This window comes from Homoserinimonas sp., assembly GCF_056262345.1.
On the sequence record NZ_JBACFR010000063.1, the window covers coordinates 1 to 16,206 of the forward strand.

A 16,206-nucleotide genomic window follows, 5' to 3' on the forward strand; every position below is an offset into this window, starting at 1 on the left:
GGCAGTGGTCCGGGGCTCTCACCGCTGGCCCCGACGAATCGAAGATCTTCCCTCGCAAGCTGCGCGATCATGCCAAGGCCCTCGGCTTCGTCGGCGTCGGTCTCGCCTGTCTCGCCTTCGCTGTGGGCAGTCGGCCAGACACCGCTGAGGGAACCAAAACCCTGAGCTCCACGCTCATTGGCATGCCCGGCGGCGTTTTCGTGCTCGCCGCCATCGGGGCAGTCGTCGGAGGTGTGGGAATCGCGTTCATTTCGCGCGGCGTGAGCCGCCGCTTTCGCGAGGATATCGACCCGCCAGAGGGCCCATGGGGTCAGGTCGTCGTGGCCGTCGGCGTCATCGGTCACACCCTGAAGGGCATCGCGTTAATGACCGTAGGGCTTCTCTTTGTGGGCGGGGCGGTCTTGACGGACGCGGACTGGACAACAGGGGTCGACGGCGCGATTCGCTGGCTGGCAGCGCTGCCCACGGGGCCATGGCCGCTTTTTGCAATCTCGGCCGGGTTCATGATTCACGGCCTGTATCTTGCGGCGCGGGCCGTCTATCTCAAGCGCTGACTTCTCAAGCGCTGAATCCTCAAACGCTGACTTCTCAAGCGCTGACTCGACCTAGCCCGCGGCATCCACATAGACCCAGCGCCCGTCGCTGCGCGCAAAGCTACTCGCCTCGTGCTGCACGCCCGACTCACCGCCGCCCTTCCAGAACGCAGAGAATTCCACGACCCCGTCGTTGTCGAGCATGCCGCCGCGCTCAGTGCGCTCGATATCGAGCCGATACCAGCGGATGGACTCGTCGAGTTCCAGGCGCTCGGGCCGGGTTGCGGGATGCCACGTTGCCAGCAGGTAGCCTGCATCCCCGACAGCGAACGCCGAGAAGCGGGAGCGCATGAGCCGCTCAGCGGTGGGAGCGGCGGCCCCTCGGTGAAGCGGGGCGCAGCATGCGCCGTAGCTTTCGCCGCTGAGGCAGGGGCAGCGGGAGGAGTCGTCGATCATAAGCTGTGCTCGCTCGGGCTTTAGCGGCCGACCCATTCTTCCGCCAGCGCGGGGTAGCCGTACAGGTACCCCTGCCCCAGCTCGTATCCGATGTCCTGGAGCAGCTTCGCCTGAGCGGGAGTCTCTACGCCCTCGGCGAGGGCGATCGCGTTCACGGAGTGGGCTGCCTCGCAGAACATCAGCAGCCCGGCCATATCCGGCACCGTGTCAACCGCCGCCTGGAGAACCGATTTGTCGACCTTCACGATCGACGGGTTCGAATTGTGCACGCGTTCAATATCCGAATGCCGGGCCCCAGCGTCATCGAGCAGGAGTGCGACCCCGAGCGAGCGCACGGTCTGGCGTAGGCCCTCATAGAAGCTCACGGCCGACATCTCTGAAAGCTCGATGCCCCACTCGTGGGTGCGCTCGGAGAGCACTGCGGGGAGACGCTCATCGACGAGCGTCTCGGCGCTTGAGTTCATCGTGATGAGGGCATCCGACTTGAGCGATCTACATGCCTCGACGGCGCTGCTGATGAGTTCGAGTTCCAAGTCCACGAGCGTGCCCTTTGCTCGCGCGTCGGCGAGGTGCGCGAGAGGAGAGCGCCCATCGTCAAAGCGTGCGAGGGCTTCGTAGCCCACCACTTGCCAGTCGACGATGCGCACGATGGGTTGGAATACGACATGATGTCCAACCATGTGTTGCGCCTTTCTTGCAGTGGCTTTTGGGTCACATCCCCTGGCATTGGCCGGATGTCCACTACCCTGAACCCTAACGGATTCGCCGCTGTTCCCGGGAAAGGACGCCAGGTGGGCATCCCCTTCTCGACTGACGATTCACAGCGGCTTCAGCTGCGCTCGCCCGAGCCGCAAACGAGCCCCGGCACCGTGCAGGCCAGCGGCATCATGCTGGGTATCTCTGCGTCACCATCCTCTGCAACGGTCATCGCCGTCTCCGACTCGTGCGAGGCCCTGTGGGGCCTGCGGCCGGACGAGGTGCTCGATCGACCGCTCGACGATTTTGTTCCAGGCTATGCGCCCCGTCGCTCGGGGTCGCTCAGCCACAGCAGCCCCCAACTGGTCACCGACTTTCACGGTACGACGTGGTATTCCACCGCCACGTTCATGCAGGGCCAGACGGTCTTAAGCCTCGAACCCGGGCCGGGTGAAGCGACACCCGATGGCACGATCTGGCTTGCCGAGGCAGCACTGGCACTAGACGATGTCGCCGATGTCCGCGAGCTGTGGGCCCTGGGATGCGACACGGTGCGCAGCCGCATCGGGTTCGACCGCACTATCGCCATCGAGTTCCATGAGGCTGGGCACGGCGAGATCGTCGCCGAGTCAGTGGTCGATGGCTTCGACCAGTTTGTTGGCCTGCACTTTGCCGCATCCGATATCCCTCGAGAAGCGAGGGCAGCGACCGGCAGGGTTCGGTCGACTCTTGTTCGCGACGCCGAAGCGATGCCGTCGATCGTGGTACCGCGCTCAGACCGCACCGGAACACCGTGGAATCTGAGCCTCTCACCGCTGCGCAACCCTGCCCACCGGCATCTGGAATTCATGCGCAGCATGGGAACCGCGGCCACCCTCACGCTGCACCTGCCAAGCAATGCCGGCGTCGCCTACATGATGGTCTCGCACTCCCAGGAGGCGCGCACGATAGACCCTCTCACCCGCGCCAGCATCGAAATCTATGCGCGCCTTCTGCTCGACCGAGTCGCGACCCTCGCGCGCAATGCCGAGCTTCACCGCCGCGCAAACATCGTGGCGATCGTGCACCAGCTCACTGAGCGCATCGGTGACGGCAGCATCCTCGACGCGCTCAGCGACGCGGCCAGAACGGGAATCGACACTGTCGGCGGTCTCGAACTTATCCACGCCGAAGCCGGCATCATCAACGTCCGCGGCAAACTTCGCACCCTCGGCCACCTCACGCAGGCAGAGGCGCAAGCGATCCACGACACCGTTAATGTGTGGTTGCAAACCCTGAGTCGCCATGGCGCGCTCCTCACCAACAGGGTGAGCGAGGTGCACCCTAAGCTCGCCGAAGCCGCACCAGAGGTCGCAGGGCTGCTCGCGGTCTCCATCGGTTCGCAGGGCGATTACCTGTGCTGGGTACGCCGTCCTGTGGACCAGACCGTTCGCTGGTTCGGCTCGCTCGCCGCCGAGAATCTCGATTCCGCGCCGACCGCCTCCCGCGACCTCTCGCCCAGGACCGACCAGATTACGGATGCCTCGCGCCCGTGGTCAGCGACCGACCGCGAAGTTGCCGAGGAACTGGCGCGTGAGATCGACGACAGGCTTCTTCGCAGAGTTCAGGCGGATCTCGCCCAGCAGGCGCTTGTCGACAGCCTCACGGGGCTGCCCAACCGTCGACTCCTGCTTGATCGTCTGAACTCCGCGCTCGCCCGCGCAAGTCGGGGCCACCACTGCGTCGTGCTCTTCATCGACCTCAACGACTTCAAAGAGGTCAACGACCGCTTCGGACACCGCGCGGGGGATGCAATCCTTGTCGAAACCGCGCGCCGACTCACCGAAGCTGTGAGAGAAACTGACACCGTTGCCCGTTTGGCTGGCGACGAGTTCGTGGTGCTCTGTGAAGACACCAAGCTTGGCGAGGACGAAGCCGTAGCCGAGCGCGTTCGCCAGGCGTTCGATCAACCCTTTGATGTGTTCGATATTCCGCTGCCGGTGCGAGCCGCTATCGGGATCGGCCAACTCGAACTGGGCGTTGATGCCGCTGGAATGCTCGACCGCGCCGACCGCGCAATGTATGAGGCCAAAGCCACGATGAAGGACGCGCCGCTCTAGCCAGTGCGGACAGCCTGGTGGCTCGCACAGCGAGAGCTAATGAGCCAGTGCCCGCGCCTTGAGCGACTCATACTCGTCCGGGGTGATTGTGCCAGAATCCAGCAGTTCTTTGGCCCTGGCGATCTCTGCCGCGGGGTTGGGGCTTGCTACCTGCTTGATATAGGCATCGGTCGCTGATTTGGCCTGCTGCTCGGCCTCTGCGGTGCGCTCTGCCATGCCATTGCCCCGCGCGATGAGATAGACGAGCGCGGTGAGAAACGGCACGACAACCAAGAAGATAACCCACACCGCCTTCCACCAACCGCTGAGCTTTCGATCCCTAAAGAGGTCGGCAAAGATCGCCAGTAGCGCGAAGAGGTAGGCAACGAAGACGAAGACTCACAGGAACCACCAGATGATGTCCCAGAAGCTGTTCCAGAAGTTCATGACAATCCTTTCGCCAGCGCTCGAATCGATTCAGAGCCTAAGCAGCACGCCGGAGCCTGACCTCACCCTCCGGGGATGACGGAATTACCGGCGCCTGCGCCCTCCGCCGAGGGGCGCGAAATGCGTGTTCCGGATGCCCGCGAAGACGCATTCGGCGCCCCTCAGCAACGAGGAGGGCCACCGGGAGGACAACAAAAACGCCGCCCGGCATAAGCCGGACGGCGTTTCTGTTGCGTTGCACGACGCGAAGTGTGGACCCTAGGAGATTCGAACTCCTGACCTCCTCGATGCGAACGAGGCGCGCTACCAACTGCGCCAAGGGCCCGTGCGGTAACTACGATAACACCTCGCGCGGGCCGCCTTTGCACACGATTAATCAGACGGCGCGGCGGCGGCGAAGCGCCTCATCGAGGTCGGTGGGTGCAAGCTCGACCTCGCCGATCACGCCCATCTGGGCGAAGCGGCTGGGGACTGCAGAAACCGCGGGGGTCTTGGATGCCGGGCGTGCGGCATCCGCATCCTCGAACCGCGGGGTGATCCTGGCGGTCTGCTGCTGGGCTTCGCGCAGAGCGTTCTCGGAGCGTTCGGATGCCTCGCGCAGTTGGGCAGCAGCGTCGAGCTGCGGCGCCGCAGGGCGCCCGGCACCTGAGGTTGCCCCGGCCTCCGCCCGGTCCCCAACGGGGCGCGCCAGGCGTGCGGCCGCTTCAGAGAAGCTCACGCGAGGCACGGCGGGCGCCTCGGGGCGCGAAAGGTACAGCGGCTTGGGCAGTTGCGTTGGCACCCAGCCCTCTGACTGGCGAACCTGGGCCTCCGCTGGCTGCTGCCAGAAGTCGGCGACGGGAGTCGACACTCGAGGTGCTGCCTGCACCTCTGCGGCGAGCTGCGCGCGTGCGGTGGAGACTGCGGCGAGCTGCCGCAGGAGCACACCAGCTCCCAGCGCCACGACCGCGGAGCCGATCACCATGGCAACTCCGGCACCAGCAGCAGCCTGGGCAACGCCGAATACCAATCCGATGATGGAGGCGACGAGCACCAAGGTGGTGATCAGCCGCGATCGTCGCAGCCTTCGGGATGCCAGCGAACTCCGCGCAACCTGGGCGGCGATCGCCGGACGCGTCTCGGCCAGCGTGCGGGCTGCCGCGCGAGCATCCGCTGCTCTTTGGGCACTTTCGATTGCGCGGGTGCGCTGCATTTCTCGGTGCATAAACTTTTCTCGCTCTGCGACGCTTCTTGTCGAGTTCTCGACCCGAATCTCATCGGGGACTTCGGCCGTTTCGGCCAGAATGCGCAGGGTTTGCTGAAGGCGAACCGCGTTGCGCTCGGTGGAGAGGTACTCGCGGCGACGAAACCAGGTCGGCACGAGGTAGACGAGCCAGAGCACGGCGGCGATCGCAATCACGACGCTTGAGCTGAGCCCCTCGAATCCCATGAGCCAACGCTACGAGCGGGTGGCGGTTTGGCGGCCCATTATCGGGGGTGTGTCTTGCGGTTGACCCCTCGATGCGGGGTGCCTTCCCAGGCTTCGCACTCAGTACTATTGGGTGTTTCCCGCCCCGATATACCAAGGACTCCCGTGACCTCATCAGCACCCGAAGCTGCAACACCCCAGCGCCGACTCTCCGACTACTTCGGCAACATGGAGCTGATCATCGTGATCCTCCTCGGCGTCGTCTCGACCGTAACCGCCTATGCCTCGTTTCAAGCGGCGCTCTACGACAGCCAGATGGCGGGCGCGTACACCAAGGGCCAGGCCGCTGGCACCGAGGCCGAGTCTCTTTACCTGGAGGCCAACCAGACTTACATCCAGGACGTTCAGCTGTGGTCGACGCTCACGCAACTGTCGATCGACGCCGAGAGCGCGGATGCCGCGATCGCCCAGTCGGCAAGCGACAAGTACGACGTTATGTACTTTCAGTCGGTGAGCGAAGACCTCGATGGCGCCATCACATGGGCCGCGGATGAGAACGAGGCCGACCCCGCGACCTACACGGCCCCGTTCGACAACGAGGACTACATGAACACCCTGTTCAGCCCCTACTCGGAGTCACAGGAGAAGGCCGAAAACCTCATTGCAGAGGGCGACACCTACAACAGCCTCAGCGACCGCCTCACCCTCAACACCGTGCTGATGGCTATCTCGCTGTTCCTTCTCGGTGTCGCTGCGGTCGTCAAGGGACGCCGCGCCCAGATTGGCCTCACCGCGATTGCGACGGTCGTGTTCGTTGCCGCTGCCGCGATGACCGTCTCGATTCCGTTCGTGGGGCTCTAGCGGTCGGGAGCATCCGCTGCCGTCCCCGCTGACGGGTGGCTCCCTCATTCCCTCACGATTCCGCGCGAGGGGGTTCGAAATGCGTGTTCCGGATGCCCGGGAAGACGCATTTCGCACCCCTCGGCGGGTGAGCCGGCAAGCAGGCGAGCAGGTGAGCAGGCGAGCCGGTGAGCCCGTGAGCAGGTGAGCCCGTGAGCAGGTGAGCAGGTGAGCAGGCGCTAGCTAGCGACGCACGCCCGACGCGCGCCAGTCGGCCTCGGGGATGACCGCGTTGGCGGCGGGCACGCGGCCGTCGCGCCAGCGGTTTAGTACGCCGCTGCGAACCTCTTCTGCGACGAGCGCGAAGCAGAAGTGGTCGCGCCAGTCCCCGTCGATGTGGATGTATCGCCGACGAAGCCCCTCGTAGCGAAACCCGAGCTTCTCCACGACGCGCAACGAGGCCGCGTTCTCGGGGCGGATGCAGATCTCCATGCGGTGCAGACCCATCTGAAAGAAGCAGTGGTCCGTCGCAAGGGCAACCGCGGTGGGGGTTGCACCCTTACCAGCGAAGCGCTGCGAGACCCAGTACCCGAGCGTGGCCGACGACAGCGACCCATAGGTGATGCCCGACACGTTGAGCTGCCCGGCGAATTCGCCGTCGTACTCGATGGCATAGGGCATGCCGTGGCCCCCGCGCGAGTGCGCCAACAGATTGCGGATGCTGTAGCGAGTGTCCAAGGAGACCGGCCCATAGGGGCTGGTCGCCTCCCATCGGGTCAACCAGTCACGGTTGTCGAGCAGTTCGCGCTCGAGAACCTTCGCATCGCGCACGCGGATGGGGCGGATGGTGACCGCCCCATCGCTGAGAGTTGGCACAGCAGTGACCATGATCAGTCGAGTTTGTCGGCGAACTCTTTGAGCCACGGGCGAAGCTCCGGCCCGAGGTCGTCACGGTCGACCGCGAGCTGCACGATCGCCTTGATGTAGTCGACGCGGTCTCCCGTGTCGTAGCGGCGTCCGCGGAACACGACGCCAAACACGCCGCCGGTGGCCTCTGGGGCATCGGCCATGGTCTGCAGAGCATCCGTCAGCTGGATCTCCCCACCCTTGCCCGGCTTGGTGTTCTCAAGCACACGGAACACCTCGGGGGTGAGCACGTAGCGACCGATGATGGCGAGGTTAGACGGCGCCTCTCCCTGGGCCGGCTTTTCGACGAGGCCCGTGATGCGAACGACGTCGTCGGTCTCGGTGGGCTCGACGGTGGCGATTCCATACATATGGGTCTGGGACGGATCGACCTCGAGCAGGGCAACAACACTGGCTCCTCGCTTCACCTGCTCCTCAATCATGCGGGAGAGCAGCACATCGCGCTGGTCGATGATGTCGTCGCCGAGCAGCACCGCGAACGGCTCGTTGCCCACGTGCATCTTGGCGCGAAGCACGGCGTGGCCGAGGCCGAGTGGGTTGCCCTGACGCACGTAGTGCATGTCGGCAAGATCGGTGGAGAAGTTAACCTGACGCAGACGCTCGGTGTCGCCCTTCTTCTCCAGCGTGGCCTCAAGTTCTCCGACGTGGTCGAAGTGGTTCTCCAGGGCGTTCTTGTTGCGGCCCGTGATCATGAGAACGTCGGTGAGTCCGGCCGCTACGGCCTCCTCGACAACGTATTGAATCGCTGGCTTGTCAACGACCGGGAGCATCTCTTTTGGCATCGCCTTCGTGGCGGGCAAGAATCGAGTTCCAAGGCCTGCTGCGGGAATGACTGCTTTCGTGATGGTAAACGCCATGCCTGTCACAGTACCTTTCCCTAGGATGTCGTACATGCCCGATGATCTGGCCAACCGCAAACGAGCGCTGCGCGCCGAGTTGCGGGAGAGACGACGAATCATGACGAGTAGCGAAAGGGAGAAGGCGACCGAACTACTTACGGCGCACCTCTCCGAGCTCGTCACACGCTTCGACGCCCGCTACCTCGCGGCGTACCTGTCGACGCCGGATGAGCCGAACATCCGTCCGTGGCTTAACGCTGCCCATGAGGCCGGCATCCGGGTGCTGCTGCCGGTGTCACGGGATGACGGGCTGTTGGACTGGGTTCTTGGTGACGGCGAGACCGAGCGCGAAGGCCAGTTCGGGGTTCCGGAGGCGGTAGGCGAAGTGCTCGGCCCGATCGCCATCAACGATGTCGATCTCATCGTGGTGCCGGCGGCATCCGTTGACCGCAGCGGCATCCGCATGGGCTGGGGCCGTGGCTACTACGACAGGATGCTCGGGTCAATGGAACAGTGCCCGCCGGTTTATGCTGTGGTATTCGACAATGAGTTGGTCGACTCCGTGCCGACAGAGGTTCACGACAAGCCCGTGGATGGTGTGGTTACCCCGAGCGGCATCATCGACCTCTAGACGCAACCGAAACATCAAGGATTCTCGTGCCTACCTATTCTTACCGTTGCGCGGCCTGTGGCCACGCCTTTGATCAGTACCAGTCGTTCACCGACGACACGCTCACGGTGTGCCCCAGCTGCAACCAGGCAGACCTCCGCAAGGTCTTCAACAGCATCGGCGTCACCTTTAACGGCTCCGGCTTCTACCGCACCGACTCCCGCTCGGCGTCGACCAGCTCGGTAAGCGCCGGGTCGAACTCATCGACCTCCGGTGCTTCGCCATCGGCGCCGGCCTCAGCCCCAGCGGCCCCCGCGGCGGCGAGCACGCCCTCCGCCTCCTGACCTTTTAGCAACAGCAGAACCGTTTCTCTGAACGACATATCACCTATGAATCTCAGAACCGATAGGAGTATTGCGTTGATAAAAGGCTTCAAAGAATTCATCATGCGCGGCAATGTCATCGACCTGGCTGTCGCCGTGGTCATTGGCGCTGCCTTCACGGCGATCGTCAACGCGCTCGTCGAGGGAATCTTCAACCCCGCCATTGGGGCTCTGTTCGACGCAGACGACCTCAAGTCCGCACTGATCGTCGAGATCCCCACCACAAGCGGCGAGCCAGCCCAACTCATGTTCGGGGCCGTCATCGCCGCCGTTATCCAGTTCTTGCTGGTGGCGGCCGTCGTGTACTTCGTGCTCGTGACCCCGGTCAACTACATGCGCAAGAAGGCCGAGGAGAAGCGCAAGGCGGGCATCGAGGTTCCTGCCGCCCAAGAATCCGAACTTGTGCTGCTTGCTGAGATTCGCGACCTGCTCGCCGATCAGAAGCGCGGGCAGACTAGGGCCGACTCCGAGTAATCGAGCGACAGTTCTCGCCCGGACGCCGGTGATGGCGCTGCGGGCTAGCCCCAGTGCGGCGGAACATCCCGCTTGAGTTGTTCGTCGTTCTCGCCTTCGCCGTGTCGGCTGGGCTCCGGAGTCGGGTTCGGGTCGGTGCCGGGCACAGGCTCGGTGCGCACTCGCCGGTTGCGCCGCCGAGGACGCGCTGGTTCGTCAGCACGCCCCGGTTCTTCGGTGCTTGCGGCACCGTCGTCGCCGGTCTCAGAAACCATCATGCTGACACGATCGGGATCGGTTCGGTCACCGGGCCTCGGCCCGCACCAAGCATGGCGACGACGCGGTCGGCCACAGCATCCGGGTTGTTGAAGAGTTCGAAAGCGTGCACCCGCATGTAGTGCCAGCCGAGGCGGCGCAACAGCTCAGGTCGCAGGCGCAACGACTCCCTAAGGCTCGAGTTCTGCAGCACCGTATCGGTTTCGATCGTGAGGCATTTGCCCTCGAACGACGTGACCAGGCCAAGCTTGCCGCGGTGGCCAAGCGCCACGCGCAGCCCGCGCTTCTCCAACCGCTTCGCCAGGTCGACGAGCATGGGGTCGCTGTCGTCCGGCAGCGGCTCGCTCCGGGTGCGGGCGGATGCATCGGCCAAGATCTCCGCCAGGGCGACGGCTCCGCGCTCCATGCGGGTGTCGTCGATGTCTGACGGCTCGAAGCAGGTGACGATGATCATGCCGCGGCGGGCGCGGGTCATGGCGACCGCGAGCATCCGCTCTCCGCCAGGGCGCCCGAGCGCTCCGAAGTCGCTCAGCACACGACCATGAGGGGTGCGACCGTAGCCGACCGAGAAAATCACGCGGTCCCGGCTCTGTGCAACGGCGTGTTCGATGGTCGACACGCTAAAGGCTTCTGCCCTGTCGCTGAGCACGAACTCGCTCAGCTCTGTGCGGCCCGGCAGCGCGGCGAGAATCGCCTGCTCTACCCGTACGGCGTGCTTCTCGCTCGCCGAGATGACCATAAGCGATTCGTGCGGGCGCGTCTTGGCGTGCTCGATGACGAGTTCGATGACCCGCTCGACCTCGGCGTCCACGCTTTCTACAGCGCCCGAGGTCTCGTCGGGAAGGCCGCTGCCGTCCTTCACATGGTCGATGCGCAGGCTGCCGTGGCCGAGGAAGCTGCCGGCCCAGGGAAGGGATTCGATCTTGCCGGCATAGAACCGGCGGTTGACCAATTCTGCGAGGTCTTCTCCCCCGGCGCGATAGCTGCGCGTGAGGGCGAGGGTCGGAAGCAGGGTGCCCAGGCGCGCGAGGGCGGAATCGGCGTGAGTCTCGTCGAGGTCGCCATCGGCTGCATCGGCGTCGTCGCGGTCGGCGAACTCGTCATCCAGACCAATGCGGAACGACGAGGGAGTCTGGGTGACGGGGTCACCAAAGGCCACGGTTTGCTTAGCCCGGCGAATCGCACCAACGGTCTCGGCGAGGGTCGTTGCGCCCGCATCAACGAGAATCACGGTGTCGAACGGCATCGAGTCGGTGATGAGGTCAACCTCATACGGAGACGCGAGCCAAACGGGGGCGATCGTTCGTGAGAGGTGGGGCGCTGCCGACTGCAACTGCCGTGACGTAATGCTGTCGCGGCGAAGGATGCGCTTGAGGCTCGCCGCCTCTTCTGGCCAGTCGACGAGGCCGATGCTCCAGTTCTCCGCGAGTTGCCACGAGAGCAGCTGCGCGCTGCCAGAGGCATGGGCTTCGTCCACGAGCCGGAAGTCGGCCTCAAGCCGGTCGAGCACGCTCGTATTGGCCCCGAGCAGCGCACGGTCGGCATCGAGCAATGACTCGAGCGCAGAGCGCCACCATGCAAGCTCAAGCTCTGCGGCAACCTCGGTGTCTGGCACGTGTCTCAGCGACAGGTCGGCGAGCAGCGGGTCGAGCTGCAGGTCGTGGAGAGTGGTGCGCAGCTGGGCGCGCTCCTGCAGGTTCGCCAGAGCATCCGACTCCGCCGCGAGGCCGGCCAGCTTGGCAAGGAGCTGCGGGATCGGCAGGTTGACGAGCTGCTCGGCGGCTGAGGTTGTGCCGAGCGGGCGATCGAGCGTGGCCAGGTCTTGTTCGACCTGCTGGTGCAGAACCTGGGCAGAGGCAATGCCCGCAGGCACCCGAGGCGGCGCACCCGCCGCGACGAACCGCTGCCAGAGCAACCGCTGCTGCTGGATGCGCACCAGGCTTTCGTGCATATCGTTGACGGAGACGCCGGGCCGCAGATACTCCTTGGCGAGCTTCTTGAGCCGACGGCGGTTTGCGCCCGACATTTCGGGCGAATCCTTGCGAGCGGCTGTCGCGGCGATGAGTTCACTGAGCGACCGGTCGAAGACGACGGGCTGAAACTTGTCCAGTGTGTCGCGGATGTCGGTGAGCAGTCGAAGGTAGGTGCCGAGCTCTGCGATCGTCTCGAACGGCCGCATCGGGGTGGACCCCACGAGCTCTGTTGCTCGCTCCAGCAGGCGGGGCACGTCGTCGTTCGAGAGACGCTTCGCCAGGGCGTGGGCAACCGTGGCCTGCTCGCTTGAGGCGAATGCGGCTCCGTACCAGGGAGAGTCGCCTGGCCCGTAGCGGAACTCTCCCAGGCGGGCGGCCTGGACCATGGCATCGGCGGCCGCGCTGCGGTTGTCGATGAGGCGCTCGACCGAGGTGCGCGAGAGTCGAGCCGTCGTCGACGGCGACTGCGGAAGCAGGGCGAGGCGTGAAAGCTCGGTGAGGCAATCGAGCACAGAAACACCGATCGCGGGGTCGCGTCGAGCGATCGCGATGCGGTAATCGAGAAGTACCTTGCGCAGACGAACGAGTGCGTCGTCGACCTCGGCCAGCTGAGGGGGACGCGCCTTCTCGTTGCGGGAGATGCCGCGGATGACGTCGCCGCGCAGGCTCGCGGGCGAAACCGCGACCCCCTGCAGCCCGATTTCACCCAGGCGGTGGGCGATGCCCTTGAGGCTCGACCGGCGGGGGCTCACGACGAGCACCCGCTTGTTCTGACCCACCAAGCATCCGATGGCATTGACGATGGTCTGTGTGCTGCCCGTGCCGGGCAAGGTCTTGACGACGATGGAGTTGCCGGCCGCGATCTGCGCCACAACCCCCTCCTGCTCGCTGTCGGCGTCGAGCAGCAGCGTGTCGGTCTCTGGTGCCCGATCATCCGGATGCTGGGGGTCGACGGGCGCGTAGCTTTCGCCCACGGTCCACTTGGCTCCGGGGTTGCCCGCCAGCGCGTCGAGGATGGGATGTTCGAGCTGGGCCGCGTCGGCAACCATGCGGTCGCCTACTGAGGCAAATGACGAGACGACCAGGCGCGGCTGCACGTTGAACCACTGAAGATGTGAGGTCAGGCCGCGAAGGCGGTCGATAACGGTGTTGGGCTTGAAGGTGCCGTCGTGCTCGGCGAGCGCCACAAAAGCGTCGGCATCCAGCGTGACCCCGTGCTGCTCTTCGAGCGCGCGCGCAAGATCGGGGTTGAGGAACGGGGCGCCGAGGAGCTTCATCTCGTAGTCGCGGCCGTATCGGCGAATCGCGAGCGGTCGAAGCAACACGGGGGCGCGGTATTCGATGCCCTCGTGGGTCCATTCGGCGATGCCGATGCCCAGGTGCACGGCGTCGATTCCGCGGGAGGTCGCGAGCTCAAGGCCCTTCGAGGCGATTTCGCCCGCGGCAACCCTGGCCGCACGCAGAGCGAGGTCGTCGCGGATGAGGCTCGAGAGAAGCGTCTTCTGCCCGGTGATGAACTGGGCCAGGCCGCCAGGATGCGTCGTGCTCAGCTCGATGCGGGTGCGACGCTCGTCAACGAAGTGGAGGAGCGGCGAGGGGCCGCCGATCGCCGCCAACTGCTCTCGCCATCCCTGCCAGGTCGGCTCGGCAATGTTCGCTGCCGTATAGCGCGGGTCCCCGAGGGAGAGCGCGTGGGGCGCGGTCACCTGCGGCTCGACGCGCGCCACGGTGATCTCGCCGTCATCAACGGCAGCGTCGTCTTCAGGTTGTCTATTAGCTGGCCACACAGGCCCAACCTTAAGCGCGCAACCCACAATATTCCGGTAGGCAGCGCCGATTTCTCGGCGTTCGCTCTCGTGAACGCCGCGAGCGTTGCCCGGCGGGGTCCCCGCCGAGTCTGCCGGTTCGCTCCCCCGCTGAGTCCCGCGCAAAGCTCAGCGTGCTCCCCATACAGTGGAACAACATTGCGCGAGCAGTGGCCAAGACCAGGGAGAAAACAGAATGGGTGAACTGGCGAGCGCCGCAGGAACGGCCATCGTCACCGTGCTCGTCATCGTCGGCGTGCTTCTCGGCGTGGGCTTCGGCCTGCTGTTCCGCAGAAACCGAGCCGCTGCGCTCACCGCGCCCCGCACTGGTGCAGACCCTCTCGAGGCTGCCGCTCAGCGGGCCAACATCCTCCTCGTTCGGGCCGACGATGCGGTGCGCGACGCCCAGGACGAGCTCGACTTTGCCCTCGCGCAGTTCGGCACTGAGTCGACCGCGTCGCTCTCCCGAACGCTCAGCGAATCCCGCCGGCAGATTATGGAGGCGTTCGAGCTGCAGCAGAAGCTCGACGATCACGTTCCCGACACCACGACGCAGCGCAGAGAATGGACCGCTCGCATTGCCCACGTGTGCGAGTCGACGATGGCGCGACTCGACACCGAGCTCACAGCTTTCGACAAGCTTCGGGAACTCGACCGACGCGTTCCCGAAAACCTCGCCGCGCTGCGGACGACGATCGAGACCGCAGCCGCCCGCGACTCCCGGGCCGCCACCGTGCTGGTCGAGCTTGAGAGCGCCTATTCCCCTGCCGCTATCGCCAGCGTCGTCGATAACCGCGCCCGCGCCGAAGAGGCGCGTGGGCTCGCCGCTGCCGCGCTGGAGACGGCCACGGCAGCGAGTACCTCACCGTCGACCACCGCCGCGACCGCCACCCTGGGTGCGCTGCGTGACGGCGAAGAACAGGTCCGTCGCTCACTCCACCTCTATGACGCAATCGACACCCTTGCCGGGCAGCTCGCCGCGGCAACCGCAGCACTCGACTCTCTCGCCGAATCGACGAAGGCCGCCATTGCCGAGGCCAAGACGGTGCGAGACACGGCGACGGATGCGGCTGCCGCAGCATCCGTAATCGACGCCATCACCCTGGCAGAAACATCGCTGGGGCAGGCAGACCCCCGCGACCCGGTAGCCGCGCTCGACAGGCTGCGGGAGGCGAATTCACGCCTCGACTCTGCCCTCGCCGGAGCCCGCAATCAGCAGCGCAGGCTCGACCAGGCCCGCGAGGCATATACGGGCGCTCTCGTCGCCGCGCGAAGCCAGGTCACCGCGACGCGCGATTTTATCGACACCCGTCGAGGCGGAATCGGGCGAGAGGCACGCACACGGCTCGCCGAGGCGGAGCGCCTACTCGCCGTCGCGCAGGCTGAGTCAGACCCCGTGATTGCCCTCGACACCGCTAGGAGCGCGGGCACCTATGCGCGCGATGCAGACGCCCTCGCCCGCTACGACGTGATGCACTAACCGATCAGTGCCTCAAGGGGCCCGCGCGCAAAGTAGATCAAGAAGCCGAGGGCAACGATCCACAGCAGCGGCGAGATCTCGCGCGCCTTGCCCGAAAGCGACCGCACGACGACCCAGGCGATGAACCCGGCGCCGATTCCGTTGGCGATGGAGTAGGTCAGCGGCATGATCGTGACCGTGAGGAACACGGGAAGGCCGATGGAGAACTCTGTCCAATCGATAAACCTGATCTGCGACACCATGAGGACGCCAACGACGACCAGCGCAGCGCCAGCCACCTCCAGCGGAACCACCTGGGTGAGAGGCGTGAAGAACATAGCGAGCAAGAACAGAAGACCCGTCACGACATTGGCTAGACCCGTGCGTGCACCCTCCCCCACGCCGGCGGCGGAGTCGATGTAGATCGTGTTCGACGACGACGACGTTGCCCCACCGGCAACCGCGCCGACACCCTCGATAAGCAGCGCGGACTTGAGGCGGGGAAAGTTGCCCTTGTCATCCTGAAGACCGGCCTCCTTGGTGAGCCCCGTCAATGTGCCGACCGCATCAAAGAAGTTCGTGAATACAAGGGTGAAGACGAGCATGAGCGCCGCGAGAGCCCCGATGCGCTCGAAGGCTCCGAAGGAGAAGGCACCCACGAGGGAGAGGTCCGGCAGCGACACGATCGACTCGGGAAGGGTAGGAACGTTGAGGTTCCAGCCGGCCGGATTCGGGCCATCCTTGGTGAACGACGGGCCCACCTTGAAAATGGCCTCGACGATGATGGCGATGACCGTGGTGCCCAGGATGCCAATGAGCAAAGCGCCCTTGACCTTGCGCGCCATGAGCACGCCCATGAACAGCAGGCCGATCACAAAAACGAGCGTGGGCAGGGTGGCGACCGAGCCATCGTCACCCAATTGCACGGGCGGCGAGGCCGACCCGCTCGCGCGCACAAACCCGGCATCCACCAGACCGATGAAGGCGATGAAGAACCCGATGCCGACCGTGATCGCCGTCTTG

General features: G+C 65.1%; 16 protein-coding genes, 1 tRNA gene and 1 pseudogene. 7 read left to right on the forward strand and 11 right to left on the reverse strand.

Features of this window, described 5'->3' with window-relative positions:
• Nucleotides 1-554, forward strand: a 554-nt coding sequence (locus AC062T_RS03185) for a DUF1206 domain-containing protein (protein ID WP_476027328.1), incomplete at its 5' end; no start/stop codon positions are given.
• Nucleotides 555-605: 51 nt separating this feature from the next.
• Here AC062T_RS03185 and AC062T_RS03190 read toward each other — a convergent pair.
• Both AC062T_RS03190 and AC062T_RS03195 read right to left on the reverse strand, forming a co-directional pair.
• Nucleotides 606-989 carry a YchJ family protein gene (locus tag AC062T_RS03190; RefSeq protein WP_476027330.1) on the reverse strand — a complete coding sequence of 128 codons (384 nt, stop codon included), beginning with the start codon at nucleotides 987-989 and terminating at the stop codon, nucleotides 606-608.
• A 20-nt stretch (nucleotides 990-1,009) separates the two neighbouring features.
• Complete coding sequence (locus AC062T_RS03195; RefSeq protein ID WP_476027332.1) at nucleotides 1,010-1,669, reverse strand: EAL domain-containing protein; 660 nt, start codon at nucleotides 1,667-1,669, stop codon at nucleotides 1,010-1,012.
• A gap of 54 nt (nucleotides 1,670-1,723) precedes the next feature.
• Here AC062T_RS03195 and AC062T_RS03200 point away from each other — a divergent pair, with 54 nt between their 5' ends.
• Nucleotides 1,724-3,784, forward strand: coding sequence for a diguanylate cyclase domain-containing protein (locus tag AC062T_RS03200; protein ID WP_476027334.1), 2,061 nt, complete (start codon nucleotides 1,724-1,726; stop codon nucleotides 3,782-3,784).
• Nucleotides 3,785-3,820: 36 nt separating this feature from the next.
• Here AC062T_RS03200 and AC062T_RS03205 read toward each other — a convergent pair whose 3' ends face one another.
• From AC062T_RS03205 to AC062T_RS03215, 3 genes are all read right to left on the reverse strand, one after another.
• Nucleotides 3,821-4,129 carry an SHOCT domain-containing protein gene (locus AC062T_RS03205; RefSeq protein WP_476027350.1) on the reverse strand — a complete coding sequence of 103 codons (309 nt, stop codon included), beginning with the start codon at nucleotides 4,127-4,129 and terminating at the stop codon, nucleotides 3,821-3,823.
• A 333-nt stretch (nucleotides 4,130-4,462) separates the two neighbouring features.
• Nucleotides 4,463-4,535: transfer RNA gene (locus AC062T_RS03210), tRNA-Ala, on the reverse strand.
• Nucleotides 4,536-4,586: 51 nt separating this feature from the next.
• A complete protein-coding gene (locus tag AC062T_RS03215; RefSeq protein ID WP_476027336.1) occupies nucleotides 4,587-5,639 on the reverse strand; it encodes a hypothetical protein in 1,053 nt (350 codons plus the stop codon).
• Nucleotides 5,640-5,783: 144 nt separating this feature from the next.
• On the opposite strand from AC062T_RS03215, the gene AC062T_RS03220 reads away from it, so the two are divergent.
• The gene (locus tag AC062T_RS03220) at nucleotides 5,784-6,479 is read left to right on the forward strand and encodes a hypothetical protein (RefSeq protein WP_476027338.1); all 696 of its coding nucleotides are present in this window, start codon (nucleotides 5,784-5,786) and stop codon (nucleotides 6,477-6,479) included.
• A gap of 222 nt (nucleotides 6,480-6,701) precedes the next feature.
• Here AC062T_RS03220 and AC062T_RS03225 read toward each other — a convergent pair whose 3' ends face one another.
• On the reverse strand, nucleotides 6,702-7,346 hold the full coding sequence (locus tag AC062T_RS03225) for a GNAT family N-acetyltransferase (RefSeq protein WP_108517595.1): 645 nt from the start codon (nucleotides 7,344-7,346) through the stop codon (nucleotides 6,702-6,704).
• 2 nt (nucleotides 7,347-7,348) lie between these two features.
• Nucleotides 7,349-8,242 carry a UTP--glucose-1-phosphate uridylyltransferase GalU gene (gene galU / locus AC062T_RS03230; RefSeq protein WP_476027340.1) on the reverse strand — a complete coding sequence of 298 codons (894 nt, stop codon included), beginning with the start codon at nucleotides 8,240-8,242 and terminating at the stop codon, nucleotides 7,349-7,351.
• Nucleotides 8,243-8,276: 34 nt separating this feature from the next.
• On the opposite strand from galU, the gene AC062T_RS03235 reads away from it, so the two are divergent.
• Both AC062T_RS03235 and AC062T_RS03240 read left to right on the forward strand, forming a co-directional pair.
• Complete coding sequence (locus tag AC062T_RS03235) at nucleotides 8,277-8,855, forward strand: 5-formyltetrahydrofolate cyclo-ligase (RefSeq protein WP_108517599.1); 579 nt, start codon at nucleotides 8,277-8,279, stop codon at nucleotides 8,853-8,855.
• Nucleotides 8,856-8,881: 26 nt separating this feature from the next.
• Nucleotides 8,882-8,977, forward strand: a pseudogene (locus AC062T_RS03240) (FmdB family zinc ribbon protein); the annotation flags it as partial.
• A 62-nt stretch (nucleotides 8,978-9,039) separates the two neighbouring features.
• Here the strand turns inward: AC062T_RS03240 and AC062T_RS03245 are convergent.
• Nucleotides 9,040-9,216: a hypothetical protein gene (locus tag AC062T_RS03245; RefSeq protein WP_476027354.1), complete on the reverse strand. Its 177-nt coding sequence runs from the start codon at nucleotides 9,214-9,216 to the stop codon at nucleotides 9,040-9,042.
• 40 nt (nucleotides 9,217-9,256) lie between these two features.
• Between AC062T_RS03245 and mscL the strand changes: the two genes are divergently transcribed.
• A complete protein-coding gene (mscL, locus tag AC062T_RS03250; RefSeq protein ID WP_476027352.1) occupies nucleotides 9,257-9,691 on the forward strand; it encodes a large conductance mechanosensitive channel protein MscL in 435 nt (144 codons plus the stop codon).
• 44 nt (nucleotides 9,692-9,735) lie between these two features.
• Here mscL and AC062T_RS03255 read toward each other — a convergent pair whose 3' ends face one another.
• Both AC062T_RS03255 and AC062T_RS03260 read right to left on the reverse strand, forming a co-directional pair.
• Nucleotides 9,736-9,948, reverse strand: a complete 213-nt coding sequence (locus AC062T_RS03255; RefSeq protein WP_476027343.1) for a hypothetical protein — start codon at nucleotides 9,946-9,948, stop codon at nucleotides 9,736-9,738.
• On the reverse strand, nucleotides 9,945-13,706 hold the full coding sequence (locus AC062T_RS03260; protein ID WP_476027344.1) for a DEAD/DEAH box helicase: 3,762 nt from the start codon (nucleotides 13,704-13,706) through the stop codon (nucleotides 9,945-9,947). Before AC062T_RS03260 ends, AC062T_RS03255 begins: the two co-directional genes overlap by 4 nt.
• A 214-nt stretch (nucleotides 13,707-13,920) precedes the next feature.
• Here AC062T_RS03260 and AC062T_RS03265 point away from each other — a divergent pair, with 214 nt between their 5' ends.
• Complete coding sequence (locus AC062T_RS03265; protein ID WP_476027346.1) at nucleotides 13,921-15,204, forward strand: hypothetical protein; 1,284 nt, start codon at nucleotides 13,921-13,923, stop codon at nucleotides 15,202-15,204.
• On the opposite strand, the gene AC062T_RS03270 is transcribed toward AC062T_RS03265, so the two are convergent.
• The coding region (locus AC062T_RS03270; RefSeq protein WP_476027348.1) for an NCS2 family permease at nucleotides 15,201-16,206 on the reverse strand (1,006 nt) is incomplete at its 5' end. The two genes, AC062T_RS03265 and AC062T_RS03270, sit on opposite strands and share 4 nt — an antisense overlap.

Excerpts from the sequence above, each read along its gene's own strand:
- AC062T_RS03190 (WP_476027330.1), bottom strand. The coding sequence starts at position 989 with ATGATCGACGACTCCTCCCGCTGCCCCTGCCTCAGCGGCGAAAGCTAC.
- AC062T_RS03195 (WP_476027332.1), bottom strand. The coding sequence starts at position 1,669 with ATGGTTGGACATCATGTCGTATTCCAACCCATCGTGCGCATCGTCGAC.
- AC062T_RS03200 (WP_476027334.1), top strand. The coding sequence starts at position 1,724 with ATGTCCACTACCCTGAACCCTAACGGATTCGCCGCTGTTCCCGGGAAA.
- AC062T_RS03215 (WP_476027336.1), bottom strand. The coding sequence starts at position 5,639 with ATGGGATTCGAGGGGCTCAGCTCAAGCGTCGTGATTGCGATCGCCGCC.
- AC062T_RS03225 (WP_108517595.1), bottom strand. The coding sequence starts at position 7,346 with ATGGTCACTGCTGTGCCAACTCTCAGCGATGGGGCGGTCACCATCCGC.
- galU (WP_476027340.1), bottom strand. The coding sequence starts at position 8,242 with ATGGCGTTTACCATCACGAAAGCAGTCATTCCCGCAGCAGGCCTTGGA.
- AC062T_RS03235 (WP_108517599.1), top strand. The coding sequence starts at position 8,277 with ATGCCCGATGATCTGGCCAACCGCAAACGAGCGCTGCGCGCCGAGTTG.
- AC062T_RS03245 (WP_476027354.1), bottom strand. The coding sequence starts at position 9,216 with ATGTCGTTCAGAGAAACGGTTCTGCTGTTGCTAAAAGGTCAGGAGGCG.
- AC062T_RS03255 (WP_476027343.1), bottom strand. The coding sequence starts at position 9,948 with ATGATGGTTTCTGAGACCGGCGACGACGGTGCCGCAAGCACCGAAGAA.
- AC062T_RS03265 (WP_476027346.1), top strand. The coding sequence starts at position 13,921 with ATGGGTGAACTGGCGAGCGCCGCAGGAACGGCCATCGTCACCGTGCTC.